We start from the raw sequence: 19,003 nt of genomic DNA, 5'->3' as shown, positions 1-19,003 counted from the left end.
CCCCCATTTCAGATCACAGCCGAAAGAAATGCCTTGGTGCGCTCTTCGCGCGGCGCGCCCAGCACTTCGGACGCGCGGCCCTGTTCGACGATCGCGCCCTGGTCCATGTAGACGACGCGGTCGGCGACCTCGCGGGCAAAGCCGAGCTCGTGCGTCACCACCATCATGGTCATGCCGCTCTTCGCCAGCTCCTTCATCACCGCGAGCACTTCGCCGACGAGCTCGGGATCGAGCGCGCTGGTCGGCTCGTCGAACAGCATCAGCATCGGCTTCATCGCGAGCGCCCGCGCAATCGCGACGCGTTGCTGCTGGCCGCCCGAGAGTTGCGCGGGATACGAATTGGCCTTCGCCGAGAGCCCAACGCGCCGCAGCAGTTCGATCGCCTCGGCGCGGACCTCGTCGGCCTTGCGGCCCTGCACCTGCAGCGGGCCTTCGGTGATGTTCTCCAGCGCGGTCTTGTGCGGAAACAGATTGAAGCGCTGGAACACCATGCCGGTCTTCAGCCGCTGCCGCCCGATCTCGTTCTCGCTGAGGCGATGCAACCGCCCGCTTTGCTCGCGCACGCCAAGCAATTCGCCATCGAGCCAGATGCCGCCGCTATCGATGACAGCGAGCTGGTTGATGCAGCGAAGCAGCGTGGTTTTGCCGGAGCCGGAGGCGCCGATCAGGCACATCACCTCGCCGGGCCAGACGTCGAGCGAGACGTTCTTGAGAGCCTGAAACTCTCCAAAACTCTTGCTCACCGAGCGGATCGCGACGAGGGGTTTTGTCATCGCGCCAACCGCATGGTGCCGCGTGCAAAACGGCGTTCGAGCAGCATCTGGAGCGGCGTCAAGATCGAGACCACGAGCAGATACCAGAGCCCGGCGACGATCAGCAGCTCGATCACGCGGGAATTGGCGTAATAGATGTTTTCGGCGTTATGCAGCACTTCCGGATACTGGATGACGCTCGCGAGCGACGTCGCCTTCACCATGCCGATGAACTCGTTGCCGAGCGGCGGGATCACGACGCGCATCGCCTGCGGCAGGATGATCCGGCGCAGCGCGCGCAGCCGTCCCATGCCGATCGCCTGCGCTGCCTCATATTGCCCGATGTCGACCGACAGCATGCCGGCGCGCATGACTTCGGAAGTGTAGGCGCCCTGGTTGATGCCGAGCCCGAGCAGGGCCGCGAGGAACGGCGTCATGACGTCGACGGCGCGCGCGGACCACAGGCCGGGAATGCCGATGGTCGGAAATACCAGCGCGAGATTGAACCACAACAGCAGTTGCAGGATCAGCGGCGTGCCGCGGAACAGCCAGGTGTAGCCGGCGGCCACCGTCTTCAGCACCGGATTCGGCGACAGCCGCATGATCGCAACGACGATTCCGAGGAAGATGCCGAGTCCCATTGCCAGCACCGCCATCACCATGGTGTTGACGATGCCCTCGATGATCACTTTTGCGGTGATGAAGCGGCTGACATAGGACCATTCGATCTGGCCATTGGCAAACGCCCGCGCGATCGCCGCCAGCACCAGGACGATCAGGGCCGCGCTCAGCCAGCGAAACCAGTGCGGCTCGCGCGCGATCCGCATTCCCGACAGATCGGGAAAACCTTCCGCGAGTGCCGGGGCCGCCTTCATTGCGGTGCCGCGTTCAGCATGGGCTGGGTGACCGCATTCGCACCCAGACCCCATTTGTCGAGAACTGCCTTGTAGGAACCATCCGCGATCATCACGGTGAGTTTCTCCGTCACGACTTCACGGAGCGCGGCATCGTCCTTGCGGAACATGATGCCTTGGTAGCCCTTCGCGAAGGACTCGCCGACGACGCGGTACTTGCCCGGCTCCTGCGTCTGCGCATAAGGCAACGTCTCGCTGCCCTGTACGGCAGCGTCGATGCGGCCCTGCTTGAGCTGGTTACGGACGTCGATCGAGTTCTCGCCCGGCACATATTGGATGGCTGGCTTGCCGCCCGCCTCGCAATTCTGCTTGCTCCACTTCTCGATCTCGACCGGAAAGCTGGTGCTGCGGGTGGTGCCGACCTTCTTGCCGCAGAGATCGGTCGCATCCTTGGCCGCACTGTCCGCCATCACGAAGAACTGCGGGCCGGTCGTGAGGTAATCGACGAAATCGGCGCTCTCGCGTCGCGAGGCACGATCGGAGATGCCGGAGATGATGAAATCGGCACGCTTGGTCTGGAGCGACGGAATCAGCTCGGCGAACGGCGTCTCGCTCCAGACGATCTTGAGGCCACCGAGCCGCTTGGCGAGTTCGTTCGCGAGGTCGATGTCGAGCCCGACCAGCTCGTTGCTGGCGGGATCACGGTATTCCATCGGCGCGTAGGTGGAATTGACCGTGAGCTTGAGCGTGCCCGCCTGCTTGATCTCCGCCGGAAGCTCCGCGGATTGCGCAGACGTCACGGCAGCCAGCGCTGCGAAACCGAGAGAAAGCGAGAGGCGTATCATGTCAGCTCCTTTGCCAGCGCTGTGCCAGATCGTCAGTCCGCGTCGAGCACGGCCGGCTCGATGACGCCGGCGCGCTCGGTGATCACCCTGTATTGCTCAGGCCGCCGGTGGGCGGCGAAATTGAACATCTTGTCCTTGCCCTGACGGCAGAGATCGAGGTCCAGATCGGCGACGATCACCTCGTCGGTCAGGGTCGCGGCCTGAGCAACGATGCGTCCGTTGGGATCGACGATGCAGGAGCCGCCGATCAGGCCCGAGCCGTCCTCGTCGCCGGCCTTGGCGACCGAGATCGCCCAGGTCGCGTTCATGTAGGCATTGGCCTGCGTCACCAGCGTCGAATGGAAGGTGCGCAGCGAAGCATCTTCCGTGGCGCCGCCATTGGGATCATAGGCCGCCGAATTGTAACCGATGCAGACGAGCTCGACGCCTTGCAGGCCGAGCACGCGCCAGGATTCCGGCCAGCGTCGATCGTTGCAGATCATCATGCCCATGATCGCATGTGCCCATGCCGAGCCGGCACGGAACGCGGGAAAGCCGAGGTCGCCATATTCGAAATAGCGCTTCTCGAGCTGCTGGTAGCGCGCGCCCTCGCGCGGCTCGACCGAGCCCGGCAGATGCACCTTGCGATAGCGGCCGAGAATCTCGCCGTCGCGATCGACCAGGATGGCGCAATTGTAACGGCGTCCTTCGGCGGTCAACTCGGCATAGCCGACATAGAAACCGACGCGCAGCGCACGCGCACGATCGAACAGTTTTGCCACGGCCGGGTTCGGCATGCCGTGCTCGAAATAGTGGTCGAGCGCATCGCCCTCCAGGAGCCAGCGCGGGAAGAAGGTGGTGAAGGCAAGCTCGGGAAACACCACGAGGCTGGCGCCGCGGCTCGCCGCTTCCTCCAGCATGGCAAGCATTCGCGATAGCGTATGCTCGCGCGTATCGGCTTTCTGCGTCGGCCCCATCTGGGCTGCGGCGGCGCGAAGGACACGAACCAAGACTGCCTCCAATCTGTGCGCAATGCTGCCTCAATGGGCGAATGAACCCTTTGATCCAGCATGCAAATCCGCGACCATTAGGCGCAAGGAGGGCTGCAAAAGCAATTCATCGTGCTATGATGTTTTGACCTAGAGTATAATCGGCGGTGATATGAACCTGCGCCAGCTCGAGATCCTGCGTGCCGTCATCCGCCATCACACCACGGTGGCGGCGGCCGACGAGCTGGCACTGTCGCAGCCCGCGGTCAGCAATGCGCTGAAGACGATGGAGGCGCAGGCGGGCTTTGCGCTGTTCGAGCGCGTCAACAACCGGCTGTTTCCGACCGCGGAAGCCATGGCGCTCTACAAGGAGAGCGAGGCGATTTTTGCGCTGCACGCCAAGCTCGAGAACCGCGTCCGCGATCTGCGCGAGAACCGCGCCGGACATCTAGCCATCGTGGCAACGCCGCCGCTCGCCTACAGCATCATTCCCTCCGCGCTATCGGGCTTCCTGCGCCGGCGTCCGGAGACACGCGTGTTCTTCGACGTCAGGCGCTATGAGGGCATCATCGAGGGCGTGCTCAGCCGCGTTGCCGAGCTCGGCTTCGCGCTCGGGCTGACCCATCATCCCGGCATCGCGCATGAGGTGGTGCACACCGGCGAGATGGTCTGCGTGCTGCCGCCACAGCATCCGCTCGCCGACAAGCCAGTGATCTCGGCCGCGGATCTGTCCGGTCTCCCCTTCATCGGGCTCGAGCGCGGCACGCGGCTCGGCGAAGCCGTGCGCGACAGCTTTGCGCGCGCCGGCGCGTCGTTCCAGCCGACGGTCGAGGTGCGCTATTGCAATACGGCCTGCGTGCTCGCGGCCGCAGGCGTCGGCGCCGCCGTGGTCGATCCCTTCTCGCCGCGCCAGAACGGTGGCCACGGCCTCGTGGTCCGGCCGTTCACGCCGACGACGCGCGCGGTCGCCTACATGCTATGGTCGGAAGCCGAGCCGCTGTCGCGTCTGGCCAAGGCGTTTCTCGCCGAGATCCGCAAGGAGAGTGCGCAGTTGGAGCGCACAGCGCCACACCAGCAACATGGGGCAGGAAGCGACTGAGCTTCGCAATCTTTGACCTGAGGGGCACATGGCACGCATCACCATCATCGAGACCGGACAGGTTCCGCCAAAATATCGCGAACAGCACGGCTCGTTTCCGGACATGTTCGAGCGCATGGTCCACGCCGAGGATCCGACGGCTACGGTTGACGTCGTCAGCATCCCGAATGGCGATGCGCTGCCCGATCCGGGCAAGCTCGAGGCCGTGCTGATCACCGGTGCTGCCGCCGGCGTCTATGACGGGCTCGACTGGATCACACCGCTGGAAGATTTCGTGCGCAGCGCTTACGCCAACAAGACGCCGATGGTGGGCATCTGCTTCGGCCATCAGCTGATCGCACAGGCGCTCGGCGGCACCGTGCGCAAATCCGAGAAGGGCTGGGGCATCGGCCGGCACGTCTATCAGGTGCTGCCGGAGAACGGCGTCGTCGAGGGCGAGGCCGTCGCCATCGCCTGCTCGCATCAGGACCAGGTGATCGAGGCGCCAAACGACGCGCTCACGATCCTCTCGTCGGAATTTACCCCGCATGCCGGCCTGCTCTACGCCAATGGCGCAACGCTGACCGTACAGCCGCATCCGGAGTTCGACGTGGAGTTCGCGCAAGTGTGCTGCGAATTGCGCGACGGCAAAGCGCCGGATGATGTCCTGGCAACGGCAAGGGATTCGCTGGCGCAGCCGATGGACAACGCGAAGCTCGGTGGGGCGATTACGCGGTTCCTCGCGCGCAAATCTGCCCCCTCATCCTGAGGAGCGGCCGAAGGCCGCGTCTCGAAGGATCGAGGCCCCCGCTGCAGCGGCGGGGCCTGCATGGTTCGAGACGCCGCGGGGCCTGTCATCGGGCCGCGCGTTGCGCGGACCCGGTGGCGGCTCCTCACCATGAGGGATGAGAGTTCAGAACGGATCCGTTCCCAGCCCCGGCACATCCGCCGGCCGCGGCCCGGGCGCGGCCCAGTGGAACCGGCGATCCTTCTCCGCAATCGTGATGTCGTTGATCGAGGCCTCGCGCCGCCGCATCAGGCCGTGCTCGTCGAACTCCCACTGCTCGTTGCCGTAGGAGCGATACCACTGGCCGCTCGCGTCGTGCCATTCATACTGGAAGCGCACCGCGATGCGGTTCTCGTCGAAGGCCCAGAGATCCTTGATCAGGCGATACTCCTGCTCCTTCTCCCATTTGCGGGTCAGGAACGCCACGATGGCCTCGCGGCCCTGAAACACTTCCGAGCGATTGCGCCAGCGGCTGTCCTCGGTATAGGCTAGCGAGACTTTCACCGGATCGCGCGAATTCCAGGCGTCCTCGGCCATGCGCGCCTTTTGCGCGGCGGTCTCACGGGTGAAGGGCGGAAGCGGCGGGCGCGACATGATGGCCTCATCGGTTGGTTTGGAGGCGCAATCTATCGCTGCATTTGACGGAGTCGATAGGCCGTGACCTGTCGGCCGATCACTTATCGGGCGATCAGGAAATCAAATCGGCCTTCATCAGAGCGCGGATCGATTTCGGGATCGGTTGCGCCCGGCCGCCGCTGATGAAAGCGACGCGCACCTCAGCCTTGACCAGCACGTCCGTACCGCGCCGCACCTCCTGCGCCAGCATGATGGAAGCCCCCTTCACGGCAACGGGCCAGGTCACGACATCGAGCACGTCGTCCATCCGTGCAGGTTTGAGAAAATCCAGATGCATCGAGCGCACGACGAAGGCAAAGCCCGCGCCTTCGGTCTCGGGTTGATCGAACAGCGCCTGCTGCTCGGCACCCATCAGCCGCAGATGATTGGTGCGCCCGCGCTCCATGTAGCGCAGGTAATTGGCATGATAGACGATGCCCGAGAAATCCGTGTCCTCGTAGTAGACGCGGACCTGCATGTGGTGGCGGCCGTCGCGGATCTCGCCGTCGAGATGAGCTGTCACGTCGCGAGCCTCTTCACTTGTCGCTACCGGCCCGTTTTGCGCAAAAACGGCCGGCTGCGCAAGCCGGCTAGGACACAGTTGCCACCGGCGCCCGCCCCAGCGTCACCTCGACGATCTCGGGCGGCACACCGACGCGGACCGGCATGATGCTGCAGCCGAGGCCGCCTGAGATGATGACGTCGCACTTCAGCCGGAGATGGCCGTAGACGAGTGGAACGCCGCGCTGCTGCGGAAGCGCCGGCGACCAGCCGAACAGGCGGATCTGACCACCATGGGTGTGACCGGACAGCTGGAGCGCGACACGCGCGGGCACGCGCGTCGCGATATAGGGCTCATGCGCGAGCAGGACGATTGGGGCGTCGTCCGTGACCTTTGCGAGCGTCGCGGTGAGATCGTCAGCACCGAAACGCTGAGCGCGGCCGTAGCGCTGCGACGGCGCATAGGCGAGTTGATCGCCGAGGCCGGCGAGCCAGAACGGGCGCCCATCCTTGGTGAGACGCACGACGTCGTTCTCGTAGACGGGGATGCCAGCCGCTTCCAGCGCACGGTGGGCGACCGTCGGCCCGCGCCCGGCCCGCTGCACGATCTTGTCGTCCCAATAGTCGTGGTTGCCCATGACCGCATGAATACCGAGCGGCGCCTTGAGACCGCTCAGCACCCCCGCCCATTCGCTGGCCGGGATGATGCGCGTGACATGGTGATGACCGGCGACATAGTCGCCGAGCAGCACGATGAGGTCGGCGTTCAGCGCGTTGGTCCGCTCGACGATGGCCTCGATCCGGTCCAGCGACATCCAGGGATCGCAGGCATGGATGTCGGCGATGACGGCGATCTTCAGCGGAAAATCCGTCGGCCATTGCCGCGGCTTTGGATGATAGCGCGTCACGCGCAGCCGCAACACCGGCTCGACGCCGACGCCATAAGCGGCGGTCGAGACGCCGAGGGCGGAGAGACCGCCGATGGAACGGATAAGATGACGCCGATTGATCATGGAAGTCCGCTTCTGATGCACTTGCTTGATGCGGTCGGATTTGAGCGGAATTGGGGTGCGCTTGTGCAGATCGTCTGCACGAGATTACCGGAAGTTCATGACACCGGGACGCTGCGCGACTGCGCGAGATCAATCGTCGCTCTCGTCCGTGCCGAACAGGCCGAACTGGGCTGCCGCATCACGCGATGGCTCGGCGATACCGAGATGACGGAAGGCGTGGGAGGTGAGGAGGCGGCCGCGCGGCGTGCGCTGGAGGTAGCCGCACTGAATGAGATACGGCTCGATGATGTCCTCGATCGCATCGCGCGGCTCCGACAGCGCCGCCGCCATCGTCTCGACGCCGACCGGGCCACCGCCATAGTTCATCGCGATAGTCGTGAGATAGCGACGGTCCATCGCATCGAGGCCGGCCGCGTCGACCTCGAGCGCACTGAGCGCATGGTCGGCAATCTTGCGGTCGATCTTGTCGGCATTGGCGGCCGAGGCAAAATCGCGCACACGACGCAACAGGCGGCCGGCGATGCGCGGCGTACCGCGGGCACGGCGCGCGATCTCGTTGGCACCATCGGCGCTCATGCCGACATTGAGCACGCGCGCGCCGCGGGTGACGATGCTCTCCAGCTCCTCGATCGTATAGAAGTTGAGGCGGACCGGAATGCCGAAGCGATCGCGCAAGGGGTTGGTCAGCAGACCCGCGCGCGTGGTGGCGCCGACCAGCGTGAACTTCGACAGCTCGATCTTGACCGAACGCGCCGCAGGCCCCTCGCCGATGATGAGGTCGAGCTGAAAGTCCTCCATCGCGGGATAGAGCACCTCCTCGACCGCCGGGCTGAGGCGATGGATCTCGTCGATGAAGAGCACGTCGCGCTCTTCGAGATTGGTCAGGAGCGCGGCGAGATCGCCGGCCTTGGCAATCACGGGGCCTGAGGTGGCGCGAAAGCCGACGCCAAGTTCTTTCGCCACGATCTGCGCCAGCGTGGTCTTGCCGAGGCCGGGCGGACCGACGAACAACACGTGATCCAGCGCCTCGCCGCGCTTGCGCGCTGCCTCGATGAAGATCGAGAGATTCTTGCGCGCCTGCTGCTGGCCGACGAAGTCGGACAGCGATTGCGGACGCAGCGCGGTGTCGCCGACGTCATCGCTGCGGCGCTCGGGCGAAACCATGCGGTTGGCCTTGGGATCGCTCACTTCGCGAGCTCCTTCAGGCCGAGGCGAATAAGCTGCGCCGTCTCGGCGTTTTCACCGGCACTGCGCGAGGCCGAGGCAATCGCCGCAGCGGCCTGCGGCTGGCCGTAGCCGAGATTGACCAGCGCGGAGATGGCATCCGCCACCGGGCGCGGCGCGCGCTGCTCGTCGACGGCACCGGCGAGATGCACGACGGCGGGATCGACATTGGCGAAGGCCGGCGTCTTGTCCTTCAACTCGGTGACGATGCGCTCGGCGACCTTGGGCCCGACGCCGGGGGTGCGCGCCACGGCGGCCTTGTCGCGCAGAGCAATCGCATTGGCGAGATCGGCCGGCGCCAGCGTGCCGAGCACGGCGAGCGCGACCTTGGCGCCAACGCCCTGCACGGTCTGGAGCAGTCGAAACCATTCGCGCTCCTGGTCGGTGCGGAAGCCGAACAGTTTTATCTGATCCTCACGGACATAGGTTTCGATCGAGAGCACCGCTGCTTCGCCGGGCGACGGCAGATGCTGCAGCGTCCGCGCCGAGCAATGCACCTGGTAGCCGACGCCACCGACGTCGAGGACGACATAGTCCTCACCGTAGGAATCGATCAGGCCCTTGAGCTTGCCGATCATAGTCCCACCACCTTCAGCCTGAGCGCCGCGCTCTGGCGGTGATGGGCGTGGGTGATGGCGATGGCGAGCGCGTCGGCGGCGTCCGCTGACGGCGGCTCGGCCTTGGGCAGCAGGATCTTCAGCATCATCGCGATCTGTTGCTTGTCGGCGTGGCCGGCGCCGACCACCGTCTTCTTCACCTGGTTCGGGGCGTATTCGGCGACAGAGATGCCGAACATTGCGGGCGCCAGCATGGCGACGCCACGGGCCTGGCCGAGTTTCAGCGTCGCGACGCCGTCCTTGTTCACAAAGGTCTGCTCGACCGCGGCTTCCATCGGATCGTGACCGGAGAGAACCGCCGTAAGCCCCTCATGGATCGCGAGCAGCCGGCTCGACAGCGGCAAATGATCCGGCGGTTCCACCGAACCGCAGGCGATATAGATCAAGCGGTTGCCGTCGGCCTCGATCACGCCCCAGCCGGTGCGGCGCAGGCCGGGGTCGATGCCGATGATGCGAACGGGTTGGCGAATCGGGAGCGCGGTCATGGGCCAGTGATAGCGGTTGGCCCATGATAGCGAAACAGAAACAGAACAGAAGTCCCCGGAGAAAGGGGCCTGAGCCCTACCCGCCCATCTTGGCGATCAGCGCGTCCGAAATCTCGAAATTGGCATAGACGTTCTGGACGTCGTCGTGCTCGTTGAGCAGGTCCATCAGCTTCAAGAGCTTCTCGCCGGTCTCGTCGTCAACGGCGACCGTGTTCTGCGGCTTCCAGATCAGCGCGGCCTTGCGCGGCTCGCCGAACTTGGCCTCGAGCGCCTTGGCGACGTCGCGGTAGCCTTCGGTCGAGGCGTAGATCTCGTGTCCGCCTTCGCCCGAGACCACGTCGTCGGCGCCGGCCTCGATCGCGGCATCGAGCACGGCATCGTCATCGGCGACGCTGCGGTCGTATTCGATGATGCCGGTGCGGTCGAACATGAAGGAGACCGAGCCGGTTTCGCCGAGATTGCCGCCGGATTTGGTGAAGAAGGAGCGGATGTCGGAGGCGGCGCGGTTACGGTTGTCGGTCAGGGCCTCGACGATCACGGCGACGCCGCCGGGGCCATAACCCTCGTAGCGGATCTCGTCATAGTTCTCGCCCTCATTGCCGAGCGCCTTCTTCACGGCGCGCTCGATATTGTCCTTCGGCATGTTCTCCTGGCGCGCCGCGATGATGGCCGCGCGCAGGCGCGGGTTCATGTTGGGGTCGGGCGTGCCGAGCTTGGCTGCGACAGTGATTTCCCGCGCCAGCTTGCCGAACAGCTTCGACTTCTGGGCATCCTGCCGGCCCTTGCGGTGCATGATGTTCTTGAATTGGGAATGTCCGGCCATGCGTGATCTTCTCTAGGGAATCGTGCGCCAAAAGTGAGCTTGGGGAAGCGCGGCCTTATAGGCCGCCAACCCACCGGAATGAAAGAGCCTCTCATACTTTAAGGTAATACAGTAGTCGCCCGTGCCCGGAAGTCAGGCATCGTTAACCCTGATTTCATTCCGGCTTGCGAAAATAGCCTCCGCCCGTCTCCCGACAAGAGTAGACCCAATGGCGTTCGCATTATTTCGGAAGCGCCTGCCGGATACGGCCGCACCGGCCCCAGCCCTGCAGGCTGCGCAGCCGGCGGCCGCGCCGGCCACCGAGGTCGATTCGGCCCGGGAAATCCTGGAACTGCTGGAACTCGAGCTCGGCGCCATGATCCGCCAGCTCGAGCGCGCGGCCAATTCGGTCGCGGGCGGCGCCGAGGCGACCGCGGTGACGCTTGCCGATATCCGCCAGCGTACCGATGCGCTGACCGGGCGGACCAACGCCGCGCAGTCGAACGCCTCGGGCTTTGCCCATGCCGCCGACAAGTTCACCCAATCCGCGCAAGGCATCGGCGCGCAGGTCCGCGAGGCCGGCAAGCTCGCCGATGAGGCCAGCGCCGCAGCGCAAGAGGCCCGCGCCAATGTCGACCGCCTGCGCGAATCCTCCGCGGCGATCGGCAATGTCGTCAATCTGATCGCCCAGATCGCGCGGCAGACCACGCTGCTCGCGCTCAACTCCACCATCGAGGCCGCGCGCGCCGGTGCGGCCGGCAAGGGCTTTGCCGTCGTCGCCACCGAGGTCAAGGCGCTCGCGGTACAGACCCAGGGTGCCACCGAGGAGATCTCCAGGAAGATCGACGCACTGCAGCGCGACGCCGCCGGCTCGGCGGACGCGGTGCACCGCATCTCGCAGGCGATCGAGGCGATCCGCCCGGTGTTCGACACCGTCAACGGCGCGGTCGCCGAGCAGACCGCCACCACCGGCGAGGTCTCCGGCAACGCGACCAGTGCATCGCAGTTCATCATCGCGGTCGGCGAAAGCGCGGCCGAGATCGACGCCGCGACCAAGGCCGCCGAGACCCATGGCGAGAACGTCGCCAGCGCCGGCAAGGCCGTGACGACCTTTGCCCGGAAGCTGAAATCGCGCTGCGCCGTGCTGCTCCGCCAGAGCGAGCATGACGACCGCCGCAAGACCGAACGGCTGCCCTGCCACCTCACATTCGAAACTCCGCGCGGCGTGCTGCCGGTCTACGAGATCGCGATGGACGGCGTCTTGATCGGTGGTAGCGAAGCAGGCCGGCTGGCGCCGCAGGCGATCATCGACGGCAGCCTCGAAGACGTCGGCGCCTGCCGCCTGCGCGTGATCGAGCAGTCCAAGGCCGGCGCCCGCACGCAATTCGTCAGCCCGAACGCCGCGCAGCGCGAGAAGATCGAAGACAAGCTCTGGTCGATCCACGAGGAGAACACCGAGTTCGTCACCCGCGCGATGGAGGCCGGCACCGCGCTGACCCGGATTTTCGAGCAGGCCGTCGCGCGCGGCGAGGTCAGGATGGATGACCTCTTCGACACCGACTACGCCGAGATATCAGGCACCAATCCGCAGCAATACCGCACAAGATATCTGGACTGGGCCGACCGCGCGCTGCCGCCGTTCCAGGAAGCCTTTCTCGCCAAGGAACCGCGCATGGCGTTCTGCGCCATGGTCGACCGCAACGGCTTCCTGCCGGTGCACAACAAGATCTACTCGCATCCGCAGCGGCCGGGCGACGCCGCCTGGAACATGGCCAACAGCCGCAACCGCCGCATCTTCAACGATCCGGCGGGGCTGGCCGCGGCGCACAATTTGCGGTCGTACCTGATCCAGAGCTATGCGCGCGACATGGGCAACGGCAACACCGTGATGATGCGCGAGATCGACGTCCCGATCCGCGTGCAGGGCCGGCACTGGGGCGGATTTCGCACGGCTTACAAGCTGTAGGGCATGGTCCGAAAAAGTGTGCAGCGGTTTTTCGACAAGACCATGCCCAAACTCAAAAACTAAGGCCCGAATTGTGCCTTAGTGCGCTCTCGGGCAAGACGCGGCCCGCGAATCACGTCTTTAGGTGAAGTTGGAATGGGAATGCCGCGGAGGGCCGGCGAACGGCTCTGACTTGAGGAAGGCCGTAAATGTCCCTCGCCCAGCTTGCAGTCATGGACACCGCATCCAACCGGACGCTCGCCGAGCGGCTGATCGACCAGCTCGCCGACCGGATCGGCGGGCTCGGCGTCGAGCTCGCCGACATCGCCGGCAATGTGCAGGAGGTCGCCAACCGCGTCGCCAACCAGTCGGAGCGGTTCCATCACCTGCAGAAGACGGCGGAGACCATGGTCTCTGCCAACCACGACATCGCCAACGCCTCGCAGGCGGTGCAGTCGACCACGTCGGCGGCGGTCGGCGAGATCGCGCAGTCGCGCGGCGCGGTCGACACCGCGGTCAGCCATATTTCCGAGCTCGTCGCGGCGGTGGAGCGGATCGAGGTACGCCTCTCCGCCGTCGGCTCGGCGCTGGCGCAGGTCGCAAAAGTCTCCGGCTCGATCGAGGCGATTGCCAAGCAGACCAATCTGCTGGCGCTGAACGCAACGATCGAGGCCGCGCGGGCCGGCACTGCCGGACGCGGCTTTGCCGTGGTCGCAAGCGAGGTCAAGAACCTCGCCGAGGCAACCCGGCAGGCCACCCACCAGATCTCCGACACCGTGCGCGATCTCGACGGCCAGATCGAAGGCCTGATCGGCGAGAGCAGCGACGCATCCCAGCGCGCGAAGACCGCCGGCGAAGGTGCCCAGCAGATTTCCGGCATCATCTCGCGCGTCCAGCAGGGCTTTGCCTCGGTGGAAGCCGAGATCGACAGCGTCACGCGTGCGGCGACCTCCAATCTCGGCCATTGCGACACCGTTATCAACGAGCTCAACGAGCTCGCCAAGGGCGTCGACCTTTCCTCGCGCGATCTCAGGAGCGCCGACCAGCGTGTCACGAAACTGCTCGACACCTCCGAGGGGCTGATCGCTCTGATCGCCGACAGCGGCGTGGAGACGTCGGATGCGCCGCTGATCCGCGTTGTCGTCGATACCGCCAAGCGGATCTCGGCCGAGTTCGAGGCCGCGGTCGATCGCGGCGAGATCACGCTCGACCAGCTCATGGACGAGAACTACCGGGAAATCGCCGGCACCGATCCCAAGCAGTACAACACCGCCTATGTCGACTTCACCGACCGCGTGCTGCCCGCGATCCAGGACCCGATCCAGAAGTCCGACCCCCGCATCGTTTTCTGCGTCGCCTGGGCCAAGGGCGGCTATTTGCCGACCCACAATCCCAACTACCGCCTGCCGCAGGGCAAGGACCCCGTCTGGAACAACGCCAATTGCCGCAACCGCCGCCTGTTCACCGACCGCGCGGTGAAAAAGGTCGCGGCCAACACAAAGCCGTTCCTCCTGCAGACCTACCGCCGCGACATGGGCGGCGGGCAATTCGTCCTGATGAAGGATTTGTCGTCGCCGATTACGGTCCGCGGCAAGCACTGGGGCGCATTCCGGATGGGTTTCCGGCAGGGCTGAAGCCCCACACGACGATCGATCCGGATCAAAACGTCGAAAACAACCCCATGCACAGTAGCCGCGGTGCGCGAAATCAATAGCTTATCGCTTCTGTAGACCAAGACCTGTCTAGCGCCCCAACGCAGGTGCGTTCCCTCCCCCCTTGCGGGGGAGGGCTAGGGAGGGGGTAGCCCAGGAAAAGGTGTCGGCTGTTGATGCGGCACCGAGGGCAGATGCACGACGACGGAAAGAGTCCCCGTGTGGCCCCCCTCCCTGCCCCTCCCCCGCAAGGGGGGAGGGAACGGAGAGAGCATTACTGCGGCGCTAGCCAGCTCGATCCAGCTTGATCGCAGTACGTTCGGCGTTGAATGTCGCCATTGCTCCGTCGGGCAAAACAGGAGCATGGTGTCATCGTCGGCAGGTCGGCCCTCACGTCGCTACGGTCGATCCCATCAGACGAGCAATGCGCTCGCCATCCCCGCCTTTCGCAATCGCACGAGTTCGCGTTCGCACCGTTTTGCGAATTCGCACGGTGATGTGCGACGGCCAAAGACGCAGATGATGCAAAAGCGTCAGAAAATGACGCACATCATATCAATTAGCCCAAAACCGTTGCAGCTATTCCTGCACAAATTCGTGAACGTCATGGCCTGATGCTCCGGCAAAGCAAATATGCATTGCCGGAAATTTCGACGCTTCATCGTTTCACATCGGTATGATTATTGTCGCGCGCGAGTTCGCCACCTAGATCGCCGTAAGCGATCCGGCGAAGAAGGGGATGCATATGGCAACGACTCTCACCATCAATGGCGAAACGAAATCCTTCGACGCGCCGCCCGAAATGCCGCTGCTGTGGGTGCTGCGCGACATCCTCGGCATGACCGGCACCAAGTTCGGCTGCGGCATCGCGCAATGCGGCGCCTGCACGGTGCATGTCGACGGCAAGGCGGTGCGCTCCTGCGTGCTGCCGATCAGCGCGGTCGCGAACCGCGCCATCACCACCATCGAGCATGTCGGCAGCACGCCGTCAGGCGCGAAGGTGCAGAAAGCCTGGTTAGAGGCCGAAGTGATCCAGTGCGGCTACTGCCAGTCCGGCCAGATCATGTCGGCCGCGGCGCTGCTGGCGGCAACGCCCAACCCTGACGATGCCGACATCGACGCGGCGATGGCCGGCAACATCTGCCGCTGCGGCACCTATGTGCGCATCCGCGAGGCCATCAAGCTGGCCGCCTCCGGCCGTCAATCGTGAGGTCCGCCATGAATGCACATCACAGCGTCTCCCGCCGCGCGCTTCTGACCGGCGGCCTCGCCACCGGCTTCGTGCTCGCCTTCCATCTGCCGCTGCGCGCCGCCGCGAACGAGCCGGTGCAGAAGGATGCGACCGACGGCAAGTTTGCGCCCAACGCTTTCATCCGGATCGACGAGACCGGCCGCACCGTGCTGATGATGCCGCAGGTCGAGATGGGCCAGGGCACCTACACCTCGATCTCCGCCGTGCTCGCCGAGGAGCTCGATGCCGACTGGAGCAAGATCGAGGTGCAGCACGCGCCGCCCAACGACAAGCTCTACGCCAACCCGACCTTCGGCCTCCAGGTCACCGGCAACTCCAACTCGATCCGTGCCTGGTGGATGCCGCTGCGCAAGGCCGGCGCCACCGCGCGCGCGATGCTGGTGCAGGCAGCGGCCGCCCAGTGGGGCGTCGAGCCCGCAAGCTGCACGGCATCGAAAGGCGAGGTCGCGCATGCCGCGAGCGGCCGCAAGCTCGGCTATGGCGAGCTGGCGCTGGCCGCGCAGGGCCAGACGCCGCCGAAGGACGTCGCGGTCAAGGACCCCAAGGATTTCGTCCTGATCGGCCAGCCGCTGAAGCGGCTCGACACGCCCGACAAGGTCAACGGCAAGGCGCTCTACGGGATCGATGCGATCCTGCCTGACATGAAGATCGCCGCGATCGCCAATTGCCCGGTGTTCGGCGGCAAGGTCGGCAAGGTCGACGACAGCGCGGCGACGAAGATCGCCGGCGTGCGCAAGGTCGTCGTGCTCGACGACGCCGTCGCCGTGATCGGCGATCACATGTGGGCGGCGAAACAAGGCCTCGCGGCGCTCAAGATCGAGTGGAACGAGGGAGCGAACGCCAAGATTTCCACCAAGGACGTCTGGGACGATTTGCGCAAGGCCAGCGAGAAGGACGGTGCGATCGCGAAATCCACCGGCGATATCGCCAAGGCGCTCGCGACCGGCGACAAGTTCGAGGCGACCTTCGAATTGCCGTTCCTCGCGCATGCCTCGATGGAGCCGATCAACGCCACCGTGCGGGTCACGAAAGACTCCTGCGAGATCTGGACCGGCACGCAGATCATGACGCGCGTGCAGTCGGAGGCCGCAAAGGCCGCCGGCCTCCCCATCGACAAGGTGATCGTCAACCAGCACCTGCTCGGCGGCGGTTTTGGCCGCAAGCTCGAGCCGGACATGGTCATTGCCGCGGTGAAGATCGCAAAACAGGTCGACTATCCCGTCAAGGTGATCTGGACCCGCGAGGAGGACATCCAGCACGACGTCTACCGTCCGGTTTATCGCGACCAGGTCACGGCGTCGCTGGTCGACGGCAAGGTGGCAGGCTGGAAGTACAAGGTCGCCGGCTCGGCCGTGCTGGCGCGTTGGCTGCCGCCGGCGTTCCAGAAGGGCATCGACATCGACGCGATCGATGCGGCGGTCGACGCGCCCTACGACTTCGCCAATTTCCACGTCGAATATGTCCATGCCGAGCCGCCGGCGGTGCCGACCGGCTTCTGGCGCGGCGTCGGCCCGAACAACAACGTGTTCGCGGTCGAATGCGCCATGGACGAGCTCGCCCGCAAGGCCGGCAAGGATCCGATCGAATTCCGGAAGTCGATGCTGACCAAGAACCCGCGCATGCTCGCGGTGCTCAACCAGGTTGCTGAAAAGTCCGGCTGGGGACAACCGCTGCCGGCGCGCGTCGGCCGCGGCGTCTGCGTGCAGCCGTCCTTCGCGAGCTTCATCGCGACCGTGGTGGAAGCGGAGATCGACGACATCGGCGAGATCGTGCTTCGCCGCGTCACCTCGGTGGTCGACACCGGCATCGCCGTGAATCCCGATACGGTGAAGGCGCAGATCGAGGGCGGACTGATCTTCGGCCTCACCGCCGCGCTCTATGGCGAGATCACCATCGAGAAGGGCCGCGTGCAGCAGTCGAACTTCCACGACTACCGCATGATGCGCATCAACGAGACCCCGAAGATCGAGGTCATCGTCGTCAAGAGCGGCGAGGCGCCCGGCGGCATCGGCGAGGCCGGCGTCAATGCCGGACCGCCGGCGTTACGCAACGCGATTTACGCCGCAACCGGCGTGGCGCTGCGGCGCCTGCCGATCGACCGTAAACTCCTGGCTGCCGGGAGGAAGGCATGAGCCGGACAATGCGTATCCTTGCAAGCCTCGTCGTGATCGCCATCGTCGCGGTGGTATCAGGCGTCTTCATCATCCGCGGACCCGGTCCGCTCGATTTCGCCGGCGGCACCAGGGTTGCGCTGGCCGATTACCGCGCCGGCAAGCCCACGGGCGTGCCGGCCAAGCTGGAGAAAGCAAGCCTGGTCGAGCGCGGCGAATATCTGGCGAAGGCGGCCGACTGCATGGTCTGCCACACCAAGCCCGGCGAGAAGGATTATTCCGGCGGGCTCGCTTTCAAGCTGCCGTTCGGCACGCTCTATTCGACCAACATCACGCCCGACAAGGACACCGGCATCGGCAATTACAGCGACCAGGATTTTCTCAACGCGGTCCAGCGCGGCAAGCGGCATGACGGCGCCCGGCTCTATCCGGCCATGCCGTACACGTCCTACACCTATATGAGCGATGACGACGTGCTGGCGGTGAAGGCCTATCTGTTCAGCCTGCCGGCCGTGCGCGCCAAGGCGCCGGACAACACACTGTCGTTCCCGTTCAACCAGCGCTGGGCGATGATTTTCTGGTCGGCCGTGTTCAATCCGGACACGCGCTTTGCGCCCGACACGTCGAAGAGCCCAGAGTGGAACAGAGGTGCGTATCTCGCGGAAGCGCTGGCGCATTGCGGCGAGTGCCATACGCCGCGCAATCTCGGCTTTGCGCTCGACAACCGCAAGAAGTTCGCCGGCGCCATCACCGCCGGCTGGCACGCCTTCAACATCTCCTCCGACAAGGCCACCGGCCTCGGCAACTGGAGCGATGCGGATCTGATCGCCTATCTGTCGCTCGGCCATGCGCCGGGTCACGGCTCGGCCTCGGGTCCGATGGGCGAAGCTGTCGACCACAGCTTTAGCCAGTTCGCGCCGGAGGACATCCGCTCCATCGTTGCTTATTTGCGCAGCGTGCCGCCGGTGCCCTCGCCCGACCTGCCGGCCACCACGGCGCCGGTCGCGCCCGCCTCGCACAAGGACGGCGTGACGGCCGACGCACGCGGCAAGAAGGTGTTCGCCAGCGCCTGCGCCAGCTGCCATGGCTGGAGCGGCGAGAGCCCGGTGTCGCCGATGGCGACGCTCACCGGCACCTGGGCCGTCAATGACCCCGCCGCCACCAACGTCGCGCAGATCGTGATCTCAGGCACCAAGCGGCACACGCCCGACGGCGCGCTGTCGATGCCGGCGTTCGGCAATGCGTATACGGATGACGAGATCGCCGCGGTGGCGAACTACGTCACGGCGCGGTTCGGTACCAAGGGCTCGAAGCTGACGGCGAAGGACGTGGCCGAGTTGCGGGAGCAGACGGCGGAGTAGTGATGGCAAGATTGACGCGCGATCGCGCGCCAATCTCCACCGTCGTCCCGGACAAGCGAAGCGCAGATCCGGGACCCATACGCCGCAGCAAAAGTTTTGCGAAGACTTGGAGTGACCAGCTTCGCGCTGCAACTACTCCCT

At 65.2% G+C, this 19,003-nt stretch carries 18 protein-coding genes; 7 read left to right on the top strand and 11 right to left on the bottom strand.

Translation table 11 applies throughout. The features are described 5' to 3' along the window. Window positions 1-8: 8 nt before the first annotated feature. From QA645_RS08600 to QA645_RS08585, 4 genes are read right to left on the bottom strand one after another with little or no spacing between them, the layout of a single operon-like run. Window positions 9-773: an amino acid ABC transporter ATP-binding protein gene (locus QA645_RS08600; RefSeq protein WP_254133949.1), complete on the bottom strand. Its 765-nt coding sequence runs from the start codon at window positions 771-773 to the stop codon at window positions 9-11. Next, complete coding sequence (locus QA645_RS08595; protein WP_283049582.1) at window positions 770-1,627, bottom strand: amino acid ABC transporter permease; 858 nt, start codon at window positions 1,625-1,627, stop codon at window positions 770-772. Before QA645_RS08595 ends, QA645_RS08600 begins: the two co-directional genes overlap by 4 nt. Further along, window positions 1,624-2,451, bottom strand: coding sequence for an ABC transporter substrate-binding protein (locus tag QA645_RS08590; protein WP_254195279.1), 828 nt, complete (start codon window positions 2,449-2,451; stop codon window positions 1,624-1,626). The genes QA645_RS08595 and QA645_RS08590 overlap by 4 nt, the downstream gene beginning before the upstream one ends. 32 nt (window positions 2,452-2,483) lie before the next feature. Beyond that, window positions 2,484-3,407, bottom strand: coding sequence for an N-carbamoyl-D-amino-acid hydrolase (locus QA645_RS08585; RefSeq protein WP_283053140.1), 924 nt, complete (start codon window positions 3,405-3,407; stop codon window positions 2,484-2,486). Between the two features lie 184 nt (window positions 3,408-3,591). On the opposite strand from QA645_RS08585, the gene QA645_RS08580 reads away from it, so the two are divergent. After that, window positions 3,592-4,518, top strand: a complete 927-nt coding sequence (locus tag QA645_RS08580) for a LysR family transcriptional regulator (protein ID WP_283049581.1) — start codon at window positions 3,592-3,594, stop codon at window positions 4,516-4,518. 28 nt (window positions 4,519-4,546) lie between these two features. Continuing rightward, window positions 4,547-5,266 (top strand): type 1 glutamine amidotransferase, encoded by a 720-nt coding sequence (locus QA645_RS08575; protein ID WP_283049579.1) that lies wholly within the window; start codon window positions 4,547-4,549, stop codon window positions 5,264-5,266. A 144-nt stretch (window positions 5,267-5,410) separates the two neighbouring features. On the opposite strand, the gene QA645_RS08570 is transcribed toward QA645_RS08575, so the two are convergent. From QA645_RS08570 to QA645_RS08540, 7 genes are all read right to left on the bottom strand, one after another. After that, a complete protein-coding gene (locus QA645_RS08570; protein WP_283049577.1) occupies window positions 5,411-5,878 on the bottom strand; it encodes a nuclear transport factor 2 family protein in 468 nt (155 codons plus the stop codon). Between the two features lie 94 nt (window positions 5,879-5,972). Further along, on the bottom strand, window positions 5,973-6,422 hold the full coding sequence (ybgC, locus tag QA645_RS08565) for a tol-pal system-associated acyl-CoA thioesterase (protein WP_254133955.1): 450 nt from the start codon (window positions 6,420-6,422) through the stop codon (window positions 5,973-5,975). 67 nt (window positions 6,423-6,489) lie between these two features. Beyond that, window positions 6,490-7,413: a metallophosphoesterase gene (locus QA645_RS08560; RefSeq protein ID WP_254133956.1), complete on the bottom strand. Its 924-nt coding sequence runs from the start codon at window positions 7,411-7,413 to the stop codon at window positions 6,490-6,492. Between the two features lie 129 nt (window positions 7,414-7,542). Next, window positions 7,543-8,601, bottom strand: coding sequence for a Holliday junction branch migration DNA helicase RuvB (gene ruvB, locus QA645_RS08555; protein WP_283049574.1), 1,059 nt, complete (start codon window positions 8,599-8,601; stop codon window positions 7,543-7,545). Beyond that, a complete protein-coding gene (ruvA, locus tag QA645_RS08550) occupies window positions 8,598-9,215 on the bottom strand; it encodes a Holliday junction branch migration protein RuvA (protein WP_283049572.1) in 618 nt (205 codons plus the stop codon). Before ruvA ends, ruvB begins: the two co-directional genes overlap by 4 nt. Next, window positions 9,212-9,739 carry a crossover junction endodeoxyribonuclease RuvC gene (gene ruvC, locus QA645_RS08545; RefSeq protein WP_283049570.1) on the bottom strand — a complete coding sequence of 176 codons (528 nt, stop codon included), beginning with the start codon at window positions 9,737-9,739 and terminating at the stop codon, window positions 9,212-9,214. Before ruvC ends, ruvA begins: the two co-directional genes overlap by 4 nt. A 76-nt stretch (window positions 9,740-9,815) precedes the next feature. Continuing rightward, on the bottom strand, window positions 9,816-10,562 hold the full coding sequence (locus tag QA645_RS08540; protein ID WP_254133960.1) for a YebC/PmpR family DNA-binding transcriptional regulator: 747 nt from the start codon (window positions 10,560-10,562) through the stop codon (window positions 9,816-9,818). Between the two features lie 208 nt (window positions 10,563-10,770). Between QA645_RS08540 and QA645_RS08535 the strand changes: the two genes are divergently transcribed. The 5 genes from QA645_RS08535 to QA645_RS08515 all read left to right on the top strand — a co-directional run bounded on the left by QA645_RS08535 (window position 10,771) and on the right by QA645_RS08515 (window position 18,862). After that, window positions 10,771-12,507 (top strand): methyl-accepting chemotaxis protein, encoded by a 1,737-nt coding sequence (locus QA645_RS08535; protein WP_283049568.1) that lies wholly within the window; start codon window positions 10,771-10,773, stop codon window positions 12,505-12,507. Window positions 12,508-12,695: 188 nt separating this feature from the next. Continuing rightward, window positions 12,696-14,120: a methyl-accepting chemotaxis protein gene (locus QA645_RS08530; RefSeq protein ID WP_283049566.1), complete on the top strand. Its 1,425-nt coding sequence runs from the start codon at window positions 12,696-12,698 to the stop codon at window positions 14,118-14,120. Between the two features lie 763 nt (window positions 14,121-14,883). Further along, on the top strand, window positions 14,884-15,348 hold the full coding sequence (locus tag QA645_RS08525; RefSeq protein ID WP_254133963.1) for a (2Fe-2S)-binding protein: 465 nt from the start codon (window positions 14,884-14,886) through the stop codon (window positions 15,346-15,348). A gap of 8 nt (window positions 15,349-15,356) precedes the next feature. Continuing rightward, entirely contained in the window at window positions 15,357-17,522 is a 2,166-nt protein-coding gene (locus QA645_RS08520; protein WP_283049564.1) for a molybdopterin cofactor-binding domain-containing protein, read from the top strand. Then, on the top strand, window positions 17,519-18,862 hold the full coding sequence (locus QA645_RS08515) for a cytochrome c (RefSeq protein WP_283049562.1): 1,344 nt from the start codon (window positions 17,519-17,521) through the stop codon (window positions 18,860-18,862). Before QA645_RS08520 ends, QA645_RS08515 begins: the two co-directional genes overlap by 4 nt. The last annotated feature ends 141 nt before the right edge of the window (window positions 18,863-19,003 follow it).

The organism is Bradyrhizobium sp. CIAT3101 (assembly GCF_029714945.1).
Taxonomy (GTDB): Bacteria; Pseudomonadota; Alphaproteobacteria; order Rhizobiales; family Xanthobacteraceae; genus Bradyrhizobium.
This window is presented reverse-complemented; position numbering and strand designations above follow the sequence as displayed.

Excerpts from the sequence above, each read along its gene's own strand:
- ruvC (WP_283049570.1), bottom strand. The coding sequence starts at position 9,739 with ATGACCGCGCTCCCGATTCGCCAACCCGTTCGCATCATCGGCATCGAC.
- QA645_RS08580 (WP_283049581.1), top strand. The coding sequence starts at position 3,592 with ATGAACCTGCGCCAGCTCGAGATCCTGCGTGCCGTCATCCGCCATCAC.
- QA645_RS08530 (WP_283049566.1), top strand. The coding sequence starts at position 12,696 with ATGTCCCTCGCCCAGCTTGCAGTCATGGACACCGCATCCAACCGGACG.
- QA645_RS08575 (WP_283049579.1), top strand. The coding sequence starts at position 4,547 with ATGGCACGCATCACCATCATCGAGACCGGACAGGTTCCGCCAAAATAT.
- QA645_RS08515 (WP_283049562.1), top strand. The coding sequence starts at position 17,519 with ATGAGCCGGACAATGCGTATCCTTGCAAGCCTCGTCGTGATCGCCATC.
- QA645_RS08570 (WP_283049577.1), bottom strand. The coding sequence starts at position 5,878 with ATGTCGCGCCCGCCGCTTCCGCCCTTCACCCGTGAGACCGCCGCGCAA.
- QA645_RS08520 (WP_283049564.1), top strand. The coding sequence starts at position 15,357 with ATGAATGCACATCACAGCGTCTCCCGCCGCGCGCTTCTGACCGGCGGC.
- QA645_RS08525 (WP_254133963.1), top strand. The coding sequence starts at position 14,884 with ATGGCAACGACTCTCACCATCAATGGCGAAACGAAATCCTTCGACGCG.
- QA645_RS08585 (WP_283053140.1), bottom strand. The coding sequence starts at position 3,407 with ATGGGGCCGACGCAGAAAGCCGATACGCGCGAGCATACGCTATCGCGA.
- QA645_RS08590 (WP_254195279.1), bottom strand. The coding sequence starts at position 2,451 with ATGATACGCCTCTCGCTTTCTCTCGGTTTCGCAGCGCTGGCTGCCGTG.
- QA645_RS08595 (WP_283049582.1), bottom strand. The coding sequence starts at position 1,627 with ATGAAGGCGGCCCCGGCACTCGCGGAAGGTTTTCCCGATCTGTCGGGA.
- QA645_RS08540 (WP_254133960.1), bottom strand. The coding sequence starts at position 10,562 with ATGGCCGGACATTCCCAATTCAAGAACATCATGCACCGCAAGGGCCGG.
- QA645_RS08560 (WP_254133956.1), bottom strand. The coding sequence starts at position 7,413 with ATGATCAATCGGCGTCATCTTATCCGTTCCATCGGCGGTCTCTCCGCC.
- QA645_RS08535 (WP_283049568.1), top strand. The coding sequence starts at position 10,771 with ATGGCGTTCGCATTATTTCGGAAGCGCCTGCCGGATACGGCCGCACCG.
- ruvA (WP_283049572.1), bottom strand. The coding sequence starts at position 9,215 with ATGATCGGCAAGCTCAAGGGCCTGATCGATTCCTACGGTGAGGACTAT.
- QA645_RS08600 (WP_254133949.1), bottom strand. The coding sequence starts at position 773 with ATGACAAAACCCCTCGTCGCGATCCGCTCGGTGAGCAAGAGTTTTGGA.